Origin of the sequence: Enterococcus sp. AZ095a, assembly GCF_050546735.1 — a bacterium.
Classification (GTDB): domain Bacteria; phylum Bacillota; class Bacilli; order Lactobacillales; family Enterococcaceae; genus Enterococcus_D; species Enterococcus_D entomosocium.
Window position 1 is genome coordinate 1,725,320 of record NZ_CP172953.1, and the last position, 15,063, is coordinate 1,740,382.

16 protein-coding genes are annotated in these 15,063 nt (G+C 42.2%); 14 read left to right on the forward strand and 2 right to left on the reverse strand.

The annotated features are described in order from the left end of the window. Window positions 1–85: 85 nt before the first annotated feature. Both recJ and IGJ26_RS07980 read left to right on the forward strand, forming a co-directional pair. Window positions 86–2,386, forward strand: a complete 2,301-nt coding sequence (recJ, locus tag IGJ26_RS07975; RefSeq protein ID WP_429969883.1) for a single-stranded-DNA-specific exonuclease RecJ — start codon at window positions 86–88, stop codon at window positions 2,384–2,386. An 11-nt stretch (window positions 2,387–2,397) separates the two neighbouring features. Beyond that, the gene (locus IGJ26_RS07980; RefSeq protein ID WP_005226167.1) at window positions 2,398–2,910 is read left to right on the forward strand and encodes an adenine phosphoribosyltransferase; all 513 of its coding nucleotides are present in this window, start codon (window positions 2,398–2,400) and stop codon (window positions 2,908–2,910) included. A gap of 75 nt (window positions 2,911–2,985) precedes the next feature. Here the strand turns inward: IGJ26_RS07980 and IGJ26_RS07985 are convergent, their stop codons facing one another. Both IGJ26_RS07985 and lexA read right to left on the reverse strand, forming a co-directional pair. After that, window positions 2,986–3,198, reverse strand: a complete 213-nt coding sequence (locus IGJ26_RS07985) for a hypothetical protein (RefSeq protein WP_005236082.1) — start codon at window positions 3,196–3,198, stop codon at window positions 2,986–2,988. Between the two features lie 129 nt (window positions 3,199–3,327). Beyond that, entirely contained in the window at window positions 3,328–3,948 is a 621-nt protein-coding gene (gene lexA, locus IGJ26_RS07990) for a transcriptional repressor LexA (RefSeq protein WP_008381880.1), read from the reverse strand. A gap of 136 nt (window positions 3,949–4,084) precedes the next feature. On the opposite strand from lexA, the gene IGJ26_RS07995 reads away from it, so the two are divergent. The 12 genes from IGJ26_RS07995 to IGJ26_RS08050 all read left to right on the forward strand — a co-directional run bounded on the left by IGJ26_RS07995 (window position 4,085) and on the right by IGJ26_RS08050 (window position 15,062). Further along, a complete protein-coding gene (locus tag IGJ26_RS07995) occupies window positions 4,085–4,324 on the forward strand; it encodes a DUF896 family protein (RefSeq protein WP_005236078.1) in 240 nt (79 codons plus the stop codon). A gap of 100 nt (window positions 4,325–4,424) precedes the next feature. Next, on the forward strand, window positions 4,425–6,422 hold the full coding sequence (tkt, locus tag IGJ26_RS08000) for a transketolase (protein ID WP_430599993.1): 1,998 nt from the start codon (window positions 4,425–4,427) through the stop codon (window positions 6,420–6,422). 372 nt (window positions 6,423–6,794) lie between these two features. Then, on the forward strand, window positions 6,795–7,664 hold the full coding sequence (locus tag IGJ26_RS08005) for a glucosaminidase domain-containing protein (protein WP_016611726.1): 870 nt from the start codon (window positions 6,795–6,797) through the stop codon (window positions 7,662–7,664). A 199-nt stretch (window positions 7,665–7,863) separates the two neighbouring features. Beyond that, window positions 7,864–8,793 carry a cysteine synthase A gene (gene cysK, locus IGJ26_RS08010; protein WP_430599994.1) on the forward strand — a complete coding sequence of 310 codons (930 nt, stop codon included), beginning with the start codon at window positions 7,864–7,866 and terminating at the stop codon, window positions 8,791–8,793. Between the two features lie 167 nt (window positions 8,794–8,960). Then, window positions 8,961–9,401 carry a Fur family transcriptional regulator gene (locus IGJ26_RS08015; protein ID WP_005226158.1) on the forward strand — a complete coding sequence of 147 codons (441 nt, stop codon included), beginning with the start codon at window positions 8,961–8,963 and terminating at the stop codon, window positions 9,399–9,401. Beyond that, a complete protein-coding gene (locus tag IGJ26_RS08020; RefSeq protein WP_005236057.1) occupies window positions 9,398–9,784 on the forward strand; it encodes a RidA family protein in 387 nt (128 codons plus the stop codon). Before IGJ26_RS08015 ends, IGJ26_RS08020 begins: the two co-directional genes overlap by 4 nt. 111 nt (window positions 9,785–9,895) lie before the next feature. Then, the gene (locus IGJ26_RS08025) at window positions 9,896–10,597 is read left to right on the forward strand and encodes a DnaD domain protein (protein ID WP_430599995.1); all 702 of its coding nucleotides are present in this window, start codon (window positions 9,896–9,898) and stop codon (window positions 10,595–10,597) included. A gap of 24 nt (window positions 10,598–10,621) precedes the next feature. Beyond that, entirely contained in the window at window positions 10,622–11,278 is a 657-nt protein-coding gene (nth, locus tag IGJ26_RS08030) for an endonuclease III (protein WP_005236053.1), read from the forward strand. A 595-nt stretch (window positions 11,279–11,873) separates the two neighbouring features. Continuing rightward, window positions 11,874–12,248, forward strand: coding sequence for an LPXTG cell wall anchor domain-containing protein (locus IGJ26_RS08035; RefSeq protein ID WP_429969882.1), 375 nt, complete (start codon window positions 11,874–11,876; stop codon window positions 12,246–12,248). 14 nt (window positions 12,249–12,262) lie between these two features. After that, on the forward strand, window positions 12,263–13,066 hold the full coding sequence (locus tag IGJ26_RS08040) for a WxL domain-containing protein (protein WP_008379814.1): 804 nt from the start codon (window positions 12,263–12,265) through the stop codon (window positions 13,064–13,066). Between the two features lie 42 nt (window positions 13,067–13,108). After that, a complete protein-coding gene (locus tag IGJ26_RS08045) occupies window positions 13,109–13,921 on the forward strand; it encodes a WxL domain-containing protein (RefSeq protein WP_430599996.1) in 813 nt (270 codons plus the stop codon). A gap of 13 nt (window positions 13,922–13,934) precedes the next feature. Then, the gene (locus tag IGJ26_RS08050) at window positions 13,935–15,062 is read left to right on the forward strand and encodes a DUF916 and DUF3324 domain-containing protein (protein ID WP_430599997.1); all 1,128 of its coding nucleotides are present in this window, start codon (window positions 13,935–13,937) and stop codon (window positions 15,060–15,062) included. Window position 15,063: the final 1 nt, after the last annotated feature.

A 15,063-nucleotide genomic window follows, 5' to 3' on the forward strand; every position in this document is an offset into this window, starting at 1 on the left:
GTGACATGAAAAAATAAATTGTTTCTTTCGTTGTTTTTCCTTTTTACATAAACTTTGCTATAATAACCTAGTTAGGAGTGATTTGGTGAAACGTGCAAATTTTCATTGGGTGCTACCGCAAGATAGCGAAGCTACCCCTGTATTTAAAGAATTGATCCAAGCAAGAAAGATTCCTGAGCGCATCGGCGCGTTGCTATGGCAAAGAAATATTCGAACAGCAGAAGCGCTAGACGCTTTTTTATCAACGGATCTGCAATACCTTCATGATCCGTTTCTCTTTCATGATATGGATAAGGCCGTGGAACGGATCCATGAAGCCATTTTAAATGGTGAGCGGATCTTGATTTATGGCGACTATGACGCAGATGGGATTACGAGCACCACCGTATTAAAAGAAACACTGGAGTTGCTAGGGGCTGAAGCTGAATATTATCTGCCCAATCGCTTTTCAGATGGGTATGGTCCCAACATAACTGTCTATCAAGATAAAATTGCGGCAGGGACGCAATTGATCATCACCGTTGATAATGGGGTATCTGGACATGAGGCAATTGCTTATGCTCAAGGGCAAGGGGTCGATGTGATCGTGACGGATCACCATGAACTTCCTGCAGAACTCCCAGAAGCCTTTGCCATCGTTCATCCCCGTCACCCTGAAGGAAACTATCCGTTTGGTGATTTAGCGGGAGTCGGAGTCGCATTTAAAGTGGCTTGTGCCCTATTAGAAGAAGTGCCCGTCGAACTGCTGGACCTTGTTGCAATTGGGACGATTGCTGATATGGTTTCTTTGACAGATGAGAATCGACTACTAGTCAGCAATGGCCTGAAAATGATCCAACAAACTGATCGGCTTGGTTTGAATGAGTTGTTGACGGTCAGTGGGTTGAAAAAACGAACAGTCAACGAAACCGATATTGGTTTTGCTGTTGGCCCCCGCCTCAATGCAATTGGTCGGTTGGAAGATCCTAATCCTGCTGTTCGTTTGTTAACCACATTTGATGAAGAAGAAGCAGTAACCTTAGCCAAGACATTAGATACGATCAATCAGCAGCGAAAAACTTTCGTTGAAGAAATCATGAAAGAAGCGCAAGAAAAAATCGACCCTGCCAATCATGTTCATCTGGTCGTAGGTGATAACTGGCACGAAGGGGTTTTAGGAATCGTAGCTGGACGTATCATGCAAAGTACCGGACAGCCCGTGATCGTTTTGACCAAAAAAGAAAATGGGTTAGCAAAAGGGTCAGGTAGAAGTGTCGCTGCGTTGAATCTATTTGAAATGTTGGCTACGATGAAAGACATGTTTACCAGTTTTGGTGGTCATCATGCGGCGGTCGGCTTAAGTATCCCGATTGATCATTTGGACATGCTACAAGCTCAGATGAATCGCTATGTGGAAGAAAATGGAATTGATCTTAGTCAGGGAATCCCCTTAGCGATCGATGAGGAACTGCCATTGGCGGAAGTATCGATCAACTTTATTGAGTCTTTAAACGTTTTAGCGCCTTTCGGAACGGACAATCCGTTACCGAAATTTCTGTTTTCCAATTTATCGACTCAAAATGCCCGCCAGATTGGTACCGAAAACCAGCACTTGAAGTTAGTGATGACAGATGAGTCCAATCTACAGCTAGATGTGATTGGCTTTGGTTTTGGAAAAGACTCAGTAGAGTTTGAAAATGATCGACTATCGATCGTCGGTCAGCTTTCAATCAATGAATGGAATGGCAACAAAAAACCGCAGCTGATGTTGGATGACTTTGCAGTGGAAGGGCTGCAGTTGTTTGATTATCGTTCGAAAAGGAGTCGGCAAGGTGTCTCTCTGGGAAATGAAACATTAGGGGTCGTTTTCAATAAGAAACTGCCTCGAGAGCTGCAAGGATTTTGTGGACAAACGATCTTATTCGACTCGGTGGCTGCTGTGAAAGATACATTTTGTGCTGGTCCGTTCCAAGAGATCGCGTTTTTAGATTGTCCTGCTGATATTGCTGTGATCAAAGAGGTCGTTCAAGCGCTTCATGCTTCAAGAATTGCGTTTGTGTTTTACTCGACGGAAGATGCCTATTTAGACGGGGTAGGAACCAGAGAGCAATATGGTCGGCTTTTTCAATTGATCAAGCAGCAGCCTCGTTTGGATATTCGCTACAAATTAAAGATGGTCGCTAACTATCTAAAAATTCCAGAAAAATTACTTATTTTTATGATTCAGGTGTTTTCTGAGCTGGAATTTGTTACAATACAAGATGGTGTTTTGAATAAAACGGCTGATCCTGTTTCTCGTCCGCTGACAGAGAGTCATTTGTATCAGCAACGACAAAAAATGATCAAAACAGAAGAATTTTTATTAATGAGTGATTTATCAACCCTACGTCAGTGGTTGACAGTCTAGGAGGAAAAAAAATGGATTTAAAAGAGTATATTGCTAGTATTCCGGATTATCCCCAAGAGGGAATTATTTTTCGGGACATCTCGCCGCTAATGGCTGATGGAGAAGCGTATCGTTATGCGACACAGCAGATCGTTGAGTATGCACAAGAAAAAGGCATCGATATGGTGGTAGGACCAGAAGCCCGCGGATTTATCGTTGGTTGCCCAGTTGCGTACCAGTTAGGTGTCGGCTTTGCCCCAGTACGTAAAAAAGGCAAATTGCCACGGGAAACCATTGAAGCAGAGTATGAAAAAGAGTATGGCGTGGATGTTTTGACGTTGCATGCCGATGCTATCAAACCAGGACAACGTGTCTTGATTTGTGACGATCTACTAGCAACTGGCGGAACGATCAAAGCAACGATTGAACTCGTAGAAAAACTAGGCGGTATCGTTGTGGGCTGTGCCTTTTTGATCGAACTAATGGATTTACATGGAAGAGATAAAATCCAAGGTGTTGAAATCAAGACGTTAATGGAATACTAAAAAAGAAGAAACAAAAAAGGACTCGCAGGAGTCCTTTTTTGTTTCTTCTGCCTTATGGCGTATGTAGGGGAAGGATCATGGTTCGTAACGATAAAAATCATGATCGTGATAATAATGGCGGTTACGTTTGCGCTCTGCTTGGCGGAATTTCTTTTCATCCCATAGCATGAACCAAAGCATCATTAGAGGACAAAAAATCAGAACAGCACTTAGAACGCCAAAATAGCCAATAACAATACCCATCAATAAAACCCATAACATAAAACCAAATCGACGAACTGCTTTCATCTCATTCACTCCTTAAATAATACGAACTTATGTTTGTATACTTATTATACGAATGTTTGTTCGGTTTGTAAAGAGGAAAGAAAAAAAATCTTCGTAAAAACGAAGATTTCCTAGTCAGCTCGTTGAGCATCAAAGCAGATGTCGATACAACCCAACAACCAATCCTAAAATCGTTACGTCAGGCAAAATGATTGGTTCTAAGTAATCATTTTCCGGTTGTAAACGAATGTAATTCTTTTCTTTATAGAATCGTTTGCAAGTAGCTTCATCTTCATCTGTCATAGCGATCACAATATCACCATTTTGCGCACTTTGTTGTTTGCGAACGATCACTTGATCGCCGTCAAGGATGCCAGCATTGATCATACTTTCTCCTCGGATCGTCAACATAAACAAACTACCGGTACTATTTGCTAAATCTGGCGGAATCGGAAAGAAATCGGATGCATCTTCCACTGCTAAAATCGGTTCTCCCGCAGTTACGACACCAAGCATCGGAATGGATGCTGGCTGAACATCGATTTTTTCAAGACCGGAAGAAGTTAATTCAATGGCTCTGGGTTTTGTAGGATCTCGTAAGATCAACCCCTTTTTTTCAAGTCGGGACAAATGGCCATGAACAGTTGAGGTAGAAGATAACTGAACGGCTTCGCCAATTTCGCGAACAGTCGGCGGATAGCCTTTTTCAGTGACACGGGTATGAATGAACTTAAGAATTTCGATTTGTCGATTTTCTGTTCGTTTTGCCAAAACTGACACCTTCTTTCATTTGATAACATTAGTGTACCATAGGTATATCGAATATTCAAACAAATGTTCGCTTTTTACACTATTGTTTTTATTCGCTAGTTTGTAGTAAAATCAAGAGGGAAAAGGAGGAACGAATATGCTATCTCAAGAAAAATTAGCTCGAATCAATGAACTTGCCAACAAGAAAAAAACAGAGGGATTGACTGAGGCAGAAACGAACGAACAAAAAGTTCTACGTGACGAGTATTTAACCGCCTTTCGTGGAGGAATGCGTCACCATATCGAAGGAATGAAGATCGTTGATCCTGAAGGTGCTGATGTGACACCAGAGAAATTAAAAGAGATTCAAAAGAAAAAAGGTCTCCACGGCAGATAATTGTGAATTCCTTTTCATTGCTATTGAAATAAGCATCTGGATCACGTATAATAAAAGATGTAATAAAGGTAAAAAAAACCTAAATTAGGAGGAACTACCATTGTTTGATAAAATCGATCAATTAGGAGTGAACACCCTTCGTACATTAAGTATCGAAGCCGTACAAAAAGCCAATTCAGGACATCCGGGATTACCGATGGGGGCAGCACCCATGGCCTATGCCTTGTGGACCAAACACTTGAAAGTCAATCCAACGACTTCTCGCAAGTGGGTGGATCGTGACCGTTTTGTTTTGTCTGCTGGACACGGTTCGGCGTTATTGTACAGCTTGTTGCATGTGTCTGGTTACGATGTGACCATTGAGGATCTAAAAAACTTCCGTCAATGGGATAGCCGCACGCCAGGACATCCAGAAGTCGATCACACAGACGGCGTGGAAGCAACCACTGGACCTTTAGGACAAGGGATCGCCATGGCAGTCGGTATGGCAATGGCCGAAGCCCACTTGGCTGCAACCTACAATCGCGACAAGTATCAAGTCATCGATCACTATACCTATGCCTTATGTGGCGATGGGGATTTGATGGAAGGTGTTTCGCAAGAAGCTGCATCCATGGCGGGTCACATGAAATTAGACAAACTGATCGTCTTGTACGATTCAAACGACATTTCCCTAGATGGTCCGACCTCAAAAGCCTTTACAGAAAATGTCGGTGCGCGTTTTGAGGCGTATGGCTGGCAACACATTCTCGTTGAAGACGGCAATGATTTAGAAGCGATCTCGAAAGCGATCGACGAAGCAAAAGCTGAAAGCGACAAACCAACCTTGATCGAAATCAAGACTGTGATCGGATACGGTGCGCCAAATCAAGGCACCTCTGCCGTTCATGGTGCGCCGATCGGTGCCGAAGGCATTTCTGCAGCTAAAGCGATTTATGGTTGGGAATACCCAGAATTTACCGTACCTGAAGAAGTTGCCGCGCGCTTCAAAGAAACCATGGTCGATGAAGGACAAAAAGCTGAAGCCGCTTGGAACGAAACTTTCCATGCTTATGAAGCAGCCTACCCAGAACTTGCGGCGCAATTCAAACAAGCCTTTGCGGGTGAATTGCCAGCAGATTGGGATGCAACATTACCAAGCTACGAAGTTGGCAGCTCACAAGCTAGTCGGGTTTCTAGCAAAGAGATGATCCAAGCCTTATCCAAAGCCGTCCCTAGTCTCTGGGGTGGATCGGCTGACCTTTCTGGCTCCAACAACACGATGGTGGCAGCAGAAAAAGACTTTGAACCTGGCCAATACGAAGGCCGCAACATTTGGTTTGGTGTCCGAGAATTTGCGATGGCGGCAGCGATGAACGGAATCCAATTGCATGGCGGTACCCGAATCTATGGCGGAACCTTCTTCGTCTTCGTTGATTACTTGCGTCCAGCGGTGCGCTTGTCTGCGATCCAGCATGCACCTGTGATCTATGTCTTGACGCATGACTCCGTGGCGGTTGGGGAAGATGGACCGACCCACGAGCCGATCGAGCAATTAGCCAGCGTCCGTTGCATGCCAAATGTCCAAGTGATTCGTCCAGCAGACGGCAATGAAACCCGTGCTGCCTGGAAACTGGCCATGACAACAACGGATAAACCAACGGTCTTAGTCTTAAGCCGACAAAATCTACCAGTGATCGAAGGCACGCAAACCGGTGCGGATGAAAATGTCGCAAAAGGTGGTTACGTGATTTCAAAACAAGCTGGTGAAACACCAGCGGGGATTTTGATCGCCACAGGTTCTGAAGTGAATCTTGCGGTCCAAGCACAAGCTAAATTGGCAGAAGAAGGCATCGATGTATCGGTGGTCTCCTTACCAAGCTTTGATTTGTTTGAAGCACAAAGTTCAGAATACAAAGAAAGCGTCTTGCCAAAAGCAGTGAAGAAACGGGTAGCGATTGAAGCGGCTTCCCCATTTGGTTGGGAACGTTACACCGGTTGCCATGGAAAAGTGATCGCGATCGATCACTTCGGTGCATCAGCACCTGGCGACAAAGTATTAGCAGAATTCGGCTTTAGTGTTGAAAATGTTGTGAATACTTTTAAATCAATCGATTAATTGATCGACAATCAATCAAAGCTAGCACGTTCGAGAATCTTTTCGATTTTCGAGCGTGTTTTTTTCGAGTACTGCTCACTCTGAAAGTGCCAGAGTGACTTATTTAAGGTAGTAGTGGCTAAGGTTTCTGAAAAATGGTTTCACCACAAGATATAGACTCTTTTAAATAGTAAGAGAGAAGCAATACAACCCCATTCTAATAGTTTTTTTAAAAACTTCTCAGTAATTAACAAACTGAGAGGGATGTCCGGAAAGTTTTTTAAAAGTCTTTTTTCGGGTCGGAAGTGAACATTGTTTGCACTGCTAGGCATTTTTCCGTATAATAGCTGTATTGATTTATTTGAAAAAACGTACAGTTACTGGAGGAAAAAGATGGGAAGTTATCAAACAAGAAGTGAAAGACATCATCAACCAAAGAAGACGATGAAAAGACCTAGTAAAAAGGCGGTGGTCTCTTTGATGGGTGCAGGAATGATGTTAGCGCCAATGACGGTCACTTTCGTTCCTCAACAGGTACAAGCTGCTGAGAATCAATATGCGACGCAGGACATCTCAGGGTTCATCGAACAAATTGGCTGGTCAGCACAAGATGTTGCTGCCAACAATGATCTATATGCTTCTGTGATGATCGCTCAAGCGATTTTGGAAAGCGGCTATGGTTCTTCCGCATTATCCAATGCCCCCTATTACAATTTATTTGGGGTCAAAGGCAGTTACAACGGACAAAGTGTGTATATGCCTACCCAAGAGTATTTGAATGGTCAGTGGGTAGAGATGAATGAACCGTTTCGTCAATATAACTCTTATTGGGAATCGTTTCAGGATCATGCGAACGTCTTGCGAAGTACAAGTTTCGCGACAGGGACTGCTCATTACAGTGGTGTCTGGAAAAGCCAAACAACCTCATTTTATGATGCAACGAATTACTTGACGGGACGTTATGCTACCGATCCAGGTTACGCACAAAAACTGAACTGGTTGATCGAAACCTATCAGCTTACACGGTTCGATACAGGAACGACACAAAATACAGCCTGGACAAACACAACTAGCACAACGACCAGCGAAACAACGACGACCACGTATTCAGGTAGTACATCTTCAGCACAGAGCTATCAAGTTGCTTCTGGGGATACGCTTTGGGATATCGCCAACCGATTTGGCACAACCGTTGATGCGTTGATGGCATCGAATGGATTATCCAGTGAGATCATCGTTATCGGACAAGAGTTGATCGTATAAGTAAGTTAAAAACCTTAAGATGGATTACTACAATTGCAGCCAATCTTAAGGTTTTTTTGGCGTGGCAATCAAACTCTGGTCAGTGGAAATAGAACAAAGTATAAAACTATATGAAAAAAATTTGAAATTGCTTACTTTTTATTCGCAACTCCGAGGTATTTTAGGTAGAATGGAAGAATAAGAACGGGAGGGATTTTCAATGACAAAAATCTATCAATCGGTCAATGAATTAGTTGGTCATACGCCAATCGTCAAATTAAATCATATCGTAGAAGAAGGTTCTGCTGATGTGTATGTGAAATTAGAGTTTTTCAATCCTGGGGGTAGCGTAAAGGACAGAATTGCTTTAGCCATGATTGAAAAAGCCGAAAAAAGCGGCTTATTGAAAGCCGGCGATACGATTATCGAGCCAACCTCAGGAAATACGGGGATCGGTTTAGCCATGATCGGTACGGCAAAAGGCTATCGGGTTGTGTTGGTTATGCCAGAAACGATGAGTATCGAAAGACGGAAAATCGTACAAGCTTATGGTGCAGAGTTGATTTTGACGCCTGGGTCTAAAGGGATCACAGGATCCATTAACAAAGCAAAAGAATTAGCGGAGCAAGACGGCTACTATATGCCATTACAATTTGAAAATCCAGCTAACCCAGAAATTCATGAAAAAACGACAGGAAAAGAAATTGAGGATGCATTTGAATCAAAAGGTTTAGATGCTTTTGTCGCTGGAATCGGCACTGGTGGAACGATCACTGGAGCGGGCAAAGAACTGAAGCGCGTCTATCCTAATTTGAAAATAGTTGGTGTTGAGCCTGCTGAATCTGCGATTTTAGAAGGTGGTAAGCCAGGACCGCATAAGATTCAAGGGATCGGTACTGGATTTGTCCCTAAAGTATTAGATACCGAAATTTATGATCAAGTCATTGCAATTGCCAGTGACGATGCGATGAAAACTGCACGGCAAGTTGGGATGAAAGAAGGGATTTTAGTTGGAATCTCTTCAGGGGCTGCGATCCAAGCTGCTTTACAGGTAGCAAAAGAACTAGGCAAAGGCAAAAAAGTTTTAGCAATCGTGCCTGACAATGGCGAACGTTATTTGTCCACAGCACTGTATCAGTTTGAAGACTAACAATCGAGAGAAAGCAGGCATTGAAATGTCTGCTTTTCTTTCTCGAAAAAAGGGGATGGAAGCGGGCTGAAAAAAGCGTTTTGCCTTTGAAAAAATAAGGAAAGCTGTTTGAATTTTTAGGTTTTACATAGTATGATAGGTGAGATAAGAGAAATGGAGGAACTCCTGTGAGTACGATCTACGATGAAGCGATCAAACGATTAAAACATGAAAATATTCGTATTACACCGCAGCGAGTAGCGATATTAGAGTTTTTAGCCAGTCACGATGCCCATCCGACCGCTGAAGAGATTTATCGAGCGATTGAAGTTCATTTTCCTGGTATTAGTGTCGCAACGGTATACAATAACTTACGTTTGTTCACAGAAATTGGCTTTGTAAAAGAAATGAATTATGGAGATGCCTCCAGTCGTTTTGATTTTACAACGGAGCCTCATTATCATGCTATCTGCCAAAAGTGTGGAAAGATCGCTGATTTTTACTATCCAGGATTGGAAGATGTCGAAATGGCGGCTTCGAAATTAACTGGGTATCAAATAAATAACCATCGACTAGAAGTTTATGGTCTATGTCCCGAATGCCAAGTGAAAGAGGAGGAAACAAAATGAAGATAATTTCTACAGATCAAGCACCACAAGCAATCGGTCCTTATGTTCAAGCAAAAATCGCAAACGGCTTTTTGTTTGCTTCTGGTCAAGTGCCATTAGATCCTGTTTCGGGGGAAGTTGTCGGTACGACGATTGAAGTACAGACTCAGCAAGTATTGAAAAATATCAACGCGATTCTTGAAGCGGCGGAACTTACGCCAGATGACATCGTTAAGACGACATGTTTTTTAAAAAATATGAATGATTTCGTTCCTTTCAATAATACCTATAGCACATTGTTCAATGAAGAGTTACCTGCACGTTCTGCTGTAGAAGTTGCCCGCTTGCCAAAAGATGTTTTGGTTGAAGTTGAGATCATCGCAGCAGTCAAAGAAAAAGCGTAACCAAGAATGAATCGTGGGACGTCCGCCTTTGCGTCGTCCCCTTTTTATTGGATCGATCCTGGACCAAAGGATCATAGAGTTTCAGGTGAATCAAGGAGAAGAGGATACAGTATGGTTTCGTTAAAGGACTATTTAGCAAAAGGGCAAACAACGATATCAAATTTGCTTTTAGAAAATTACCATCATCTTGGATTGACAAATGACGAATTTTTGTTATGGCTGCAGTTGTATCGCAGTCATGAGCAAGGAAATGATTTCCCTGATTTACGTGAGATTGCCTCTGTGATGGGGAGTGATCAAAAAGAAATTTATCATTGGTTAAATCAATTACTTAAAAAAGATGTACTGCGAATGGAATCAAAAAAAGATGCTGCCGGAAAAATGGTTGATTATTATGATTTCACAGGAATCTATGACCGTTTAGAATTTTTCTTGACACAGCAATCGAAAAATGAGGCAGTAGAATCAAATGAAGAAAAAATCCGTGGGTTATATCGCTTGTTTGAAGGCGAGTTTGGTCGGCCATTGTCAGCAATCGAATACCAACGGATCGGGCAGTGGTTGGATGAGGACCATTACGATCCGGAACTGATTCAGTTTGCTTTGCGAGAAGCGGTTTTGAATCAGGCTTATAGCTTAAATTACATCGATCGTATCTTACTTTCTTGGGAACGTAAGAATATCACGTCGAAAGCGCAAGTTGAGGAAGAACAAAAAAGAAGAAAAAAACAATTTCTTCAAAATGAGAATATTTCACAGGAAGAAGGGCCAATGCCCAAAATCCCTATGCATAATTGGTTAGAAGGAGAGTAACAGACAAGGAGTTCAAATAGTCCTATGATCAGCAAAGAAAAAACAATGATCGCCATCGAAACAATGTACGAGATGTTTCCCGAAGCGCATGGTGAATTGGTATCCAAAAATGCGTTTGAATTATTGATCGCAGTCATTTTAAGTGCGCAAGCAACAGATGTCTCGGTAAATAAAGTCACCCCGGCACTTTTTGAGGCTTATCCTACACCGCAAGCTTTGAGCGAAGCACCTTTAGAAGATGTGATTGCAAAAATCAAGTCGATCGGTCTGTATCGAAACAAGGCAAAAAATATCAAAGCTTGTGCTTCGGAACTATTGCTACGTTTTGGTGGTGAAGTGCCGAAAACAAGAGAAGATTTGGTTTCTTTGCCAGGTGTCGGCAGAAAAACTGCGAATGTGGTACTTGGTGATGCCTATGGGATACCGGCAATCGCTGTCGATACCCACGTCGAACGGGTGTCAAAAAGATTGCGCATTTGTAAATTAGATGCCAATGTACTAGAAGTTGAACAAACGTTGATGAAAAAGATTCCCGAACCATTATGGGTCAAAACCCACCATACGATGATTTTCTTTGGCCGTTATCATTGTACCGCGAGGGCGCCAAAGTGTGAGATTTGCCCGTTGTTGGCGATGTGCCAAGAAGGAAAACTTCGGATGAAGGGTAAGAAAACCATTTAATGGTGAACATAGACCAAAAGTATCTAGGATCAAGACGCTAAGCGAAATCGCTTAGCGTTTTTTTTTGCACAAATTGATAAAAAAACAGGTAATTAACGTAATACCCTTTATTAAAGCCCTTTCAAGTAACTGGAAAAACATAAGCTTACTGAATTTTTTTGATTACACCACTCAAAATCAGGTGTTTTTTCACAAATAGATCGTGTGAGGGGTGATGCTCGATGCGAAATGAACCTTCCAATACGCCTTTTTTTTGAAACTATTTGTAAGCTTAGTATGATGGGCTTCTTTCGCAAAATTTTTACCCTTTCTTTTTATAAAAATGCTTATTTTTGGTCAATAAAAAGGAATATTAATAAGAAAATTCACCCATTGGTGAAAAATAATATTTCAAATCTGTGAAAATCATCAGTATAGTGAACTTTGTCAAAAGTTATAAGTCTTTCTCTGCTATTTTACGAATGACAGAAAAAGCGTTGCACAGTTCAAATGATTCTAAAACGATCTCAAAATCATTTTTGTTAACGGGTCTTAGGCAAACGCTGTTTTGAAAAGATCACTTATAAGACGTGGCAAGTATAGAGGAGGAGGGAGAATGAAAGGAGAAAAGGTATGGAAATTAGTTCGTATGGTTCTGTTTTGCACTCTTTTTTATGGGATAACTATTTCTACGGCAGCGGTGAATGCTCAGGAAGTGCAGTCGGTTGAAACAGAAAGCTCTGTGCTCTTTACCGGTGTTTATGAGCCTATTGGGCAACCCGAACCAGCACCGCCAGCAGGCCCTACAGAGAATATATCGCCACCAAACAAGGTAGCAAAACCAGGTGGTATTTTACCAAAGACCAACGAGACAAGAACTTACGGCGTAATCTATCTTGGATTACTGCTTGTACTGGTTGTATTGTATGTGCAATATACCAAACATCGATCAAAATTTGTGATGGTTAAAAAGAAAAGACAAATAATTTGAAAGCAGGGATGAATTTGAAATTCGTACGATTTGCATCGGCAGCTGTTTTAGCTGCAACTTTATTTACTATTAGCGCGGAAGCCTTCGCTACTGAGAGTGTAACAAACCATGATACAGAAGGGAAAGTTCTCTTTGTACCAAACGATAGCGAAGCGACAGTAGTTCAACCACCAAATCCTGGTCCTAATGGTCCAGATGTAGAGATCAATCCAGTCGGCCCGGAAGGACAAACGGGACCATTGACCATTGCTTACGCACCTACGCTTAATTTCGGTGAGCAAGTGATTTCTAATACCGATCAAGAATATAAGCTAGTGGCTGAATTACACAAGCTAAAAGACGCGGAAGATAGTGAAGAAAGAGTTCCTTATGTTTCATTTGCCCAAGTCCAAGATACGCGTGGGACAAATGCTGGTTGGGATTTAAAAGTTTCCTTAAGTGCTTTTGAATCAGGAACACAGAATAATGAACTGACTGGAGCAAGAATTCGTTTTAATTCGCCAAAATTGGAATATAACGGAAGCAACCAAGAAAATGAGCCACAAATTCATGCGGATGGATTGATTTTAGATGCTACAAATAGTGAACGTTCGGTTCTGACCGCTGCTCAAACAAAAGGTGCTGGCGTATCGTCAGTCGTTTGGGGCGATCAGGAAGAAATCAATCGACAAGTAGAAGCAGGTGCAGAGGTTGTTGAAAATGCTGGAATTGAGTTACTTGTTCCTGGATCAACAGCAAAAGACGCTGCTCTTTATGAAGCAACTCTTACTTGGACTTTGGCTGCAACAGCTGGACCGGACGGAGAAACGGTTCAGTAACTTGGTTTTGTACTGAATAAAAAAAGAAAGAAGGAACTAGAAATGAAAAAGATTCGTTTAGCTACGGTCGCTGTATTATCCACCACTTTACTAGCAGGAGGCGTTCAAGCCTTTGCCCAATCTTCATTAGAAACGATTACCGATAACGTTGTAGGGTTTACCTCAGACGGAAGCGATCTAACAGTGGTACAACCGCCAGTCGTGCACCCAGAAGTAGAAACAATCGAACCAACACCGCCAGGACAAACGGGCCCATTTACCATTGCTTATGCACCACAAACATTCGATTTTGGTCAGAATGCTATTTCTACCAGTGATCGTTGGTATTCAATCGTTGCTGATGAGCGTAATTTGGCTGATCAATCAGGGACGACACCGTACGTATCGTTTGCCCAAGTGCAAGATACCCGAGGAACGCATGCTGGTTGGACATTAAATGTTAGTCTAACTGATTTTACTTCTGAATCAGGAGATGTCTTGACTGGGGCAAAAATCAAGTTGGCAAACCCTGAAATCGTGTTCAACAAAGGCGAGGGTGATCGAGACTTACAGCCAAGTGCCGTTATCAATAATGAAGAACAAAATGCGTTGATCCTAGATGTCAACGATCAAGACATTCCTGTCATGCGTGCTTCGGTCGGTCAAGGCGCGGGCGCTTCATCGATTTACTGGGGAGATCAGGAAAAATTGACGGAACAAAATCTTAATAAACAAGAAGGCGAAATGATCAGAAATGATGATATTCAACTATTTGTACCAGGCTCTACCACGCAGCTAGCAACTAACTATACTGCTGAAATGACATGGACGCTAACTGCTTCTGTTGATAGTGGCGGCGAAACAGTAAATCCGTAAGAAGGATCATAGCTTGCAACAAGAAACAACTGGCAGGAATAGTAAATTATTCCTGCCTTTTTTGGAAGGAGAACCACTTTTGACTGAACAACGTATGAGAATGAAATGGATAAAAACGGTTACCTGTGCGGTCATCCTACTATCATTCTTTTTTTCACCAAGAATGAGCTATGCTCAGACAGAATCAGAATTAAACTTTTATGTGACGCCTATCTTACCGGAAAGTCAGCTGGAAGGAGGGGCGTTGGGGTATTTCGATTTAAATCTTGGGGCAGGAGAACGTGATGAATTGGCTTTAGAGATCGAAAATGGTTCTGATCAAGCGATCGAAATAGAAATTTCTGCCCATACGGCATTTACGAATGTGAATGGTGTTGTGGAATATGGCAGGGATGCAGAATCCCCTGATCCGACTTTACCTGCATCAATTGATGAACTGGTAGAGGTGCCTGAAACCGTATTGTTCGATCCATTAGAAAAACGAATCATTTCTTTACCGATTACGATGCCAGAAGAGGAATTCAAAGGGGTTTTGGCAGGTGGCATTCGAATCAAAGAGGTTATTTCGGAAGAGGAGCAAACACAATCTGCTGAAGAAGGATTAGGCATTCGGAATGCATTTTCCTATGTCATTGGTGTGGTAGTAAGCAACAATCGGTCCGCAACGGATCCGGGATTGGAACTGCTTGATGTTTTTGCCGATCAAGTAAACTACCGAAACGTATTTAGTGCTGTTATCCAAAATTATACAGCAACATTTGTCAATCAATTGGAAGTAACAGCTGAAATTCGTTCTGTTGGTGGTGAGACGAACTTATATGAAACAAGTCAATCATCTATGCAAATGGCTCCTAATTCACATATGCATTTCCCAATTCCCTTGGATGGCGATCGTTTTCGTAATGGGGAGTATGTATTGAATCTTACTGCGCGGTCAGGAGAGGAAGAGTGGTCTTGGGAACAGATATTTAGCGTAGAGGCAGAAGATGCTCGCCGCTTAAATGAACTCGATGTCACTGTAGATACGTCACTCAATTGGTGGATGATCGCCACGGCTGGTCTAATCAGCTTGCTTCTAATTATTGCGATCATCCTAATTGTTCATAAGAAAAAAAATGCAAAGGAAGGTGGGAAAAGTTGAA

What these genes read in the sequence shown, in the direction of transcription:
- IGJ26_RS07980 (WP_005226167.1), top strand. Translation starts at nt 2,398, where the DNA reads ATGGATTTAAAAGAGTATATTGCTAGTATTCCGGATTATCCCCAAGAG.
- IGJ26_RS07985 (WP_005236082.1), bottom strand. Translation starts at nt 3,198, where the DNA reads ATGAAAGCAGTTCGTCGATTTGGTTTTATGTTATGGGTTTTATTGATG.
- IGJ26_RS07995 (WP_005236078.1), top strand. Translation starts at nt 4,085, where the DNA reads ATGCTATCTCAAGAAAAATTAGCTCGAATCAATGAACTTGCCAACAAG.
- IGJ26_RS08005 (WP_016611726.1), top strand. Translation starts at nt 6,795, where the DNA reads ATGGGAAGTTATCAAACAAGAAGTGAAAGACATCATCAACCAAAGAAG.
- cysK (WP_430599994.1), top strand. Translation starts at nt 7,864, where the DNA reads ATGACAAAAATCTATCAATCGGTCAATGAATTAGTTGGTCATACGCCA.
- IGJ26_RS08020 (WP_005236057.1), top strand. Translation starts at nt 9,398, where the DNA reads ATGAAGATAATTTCTACAGATCAAGCACCACAAGCAATCGGTCCTTAT.
- IGJ26_RS08025 (WP_430599995.1), top strand. Translation starts at nt 9,896, where the DNA reads ATGGTTTCGTTAAAGGACTATTTAGCAAAAGGGCAAACAACGATATCA.
- nth (WP_005236053.1), top strand. Translation starts at nt 10,622, where the DNA reads ATGATCAGCAAAGAAAAAACAATGATCGCCATCGAAACAATGTACGAG.
- IGJ26_RS08035 (WP_429969882.1), top strand. Translation starts at nt 11,874, where the DNA reads ATGAAAGGAGAAAAGGTATGGAAATTAGTTCGTATGGTTCTGTTTTGC.
- IGJ26_RS08045 (WP_430599996.1), top strand. Translation starts at nt 13,109, where the DNA reads ATGAAAAAGATTCGTTTAGCTACGGTCGCTGTATTATCCACCACTTTA.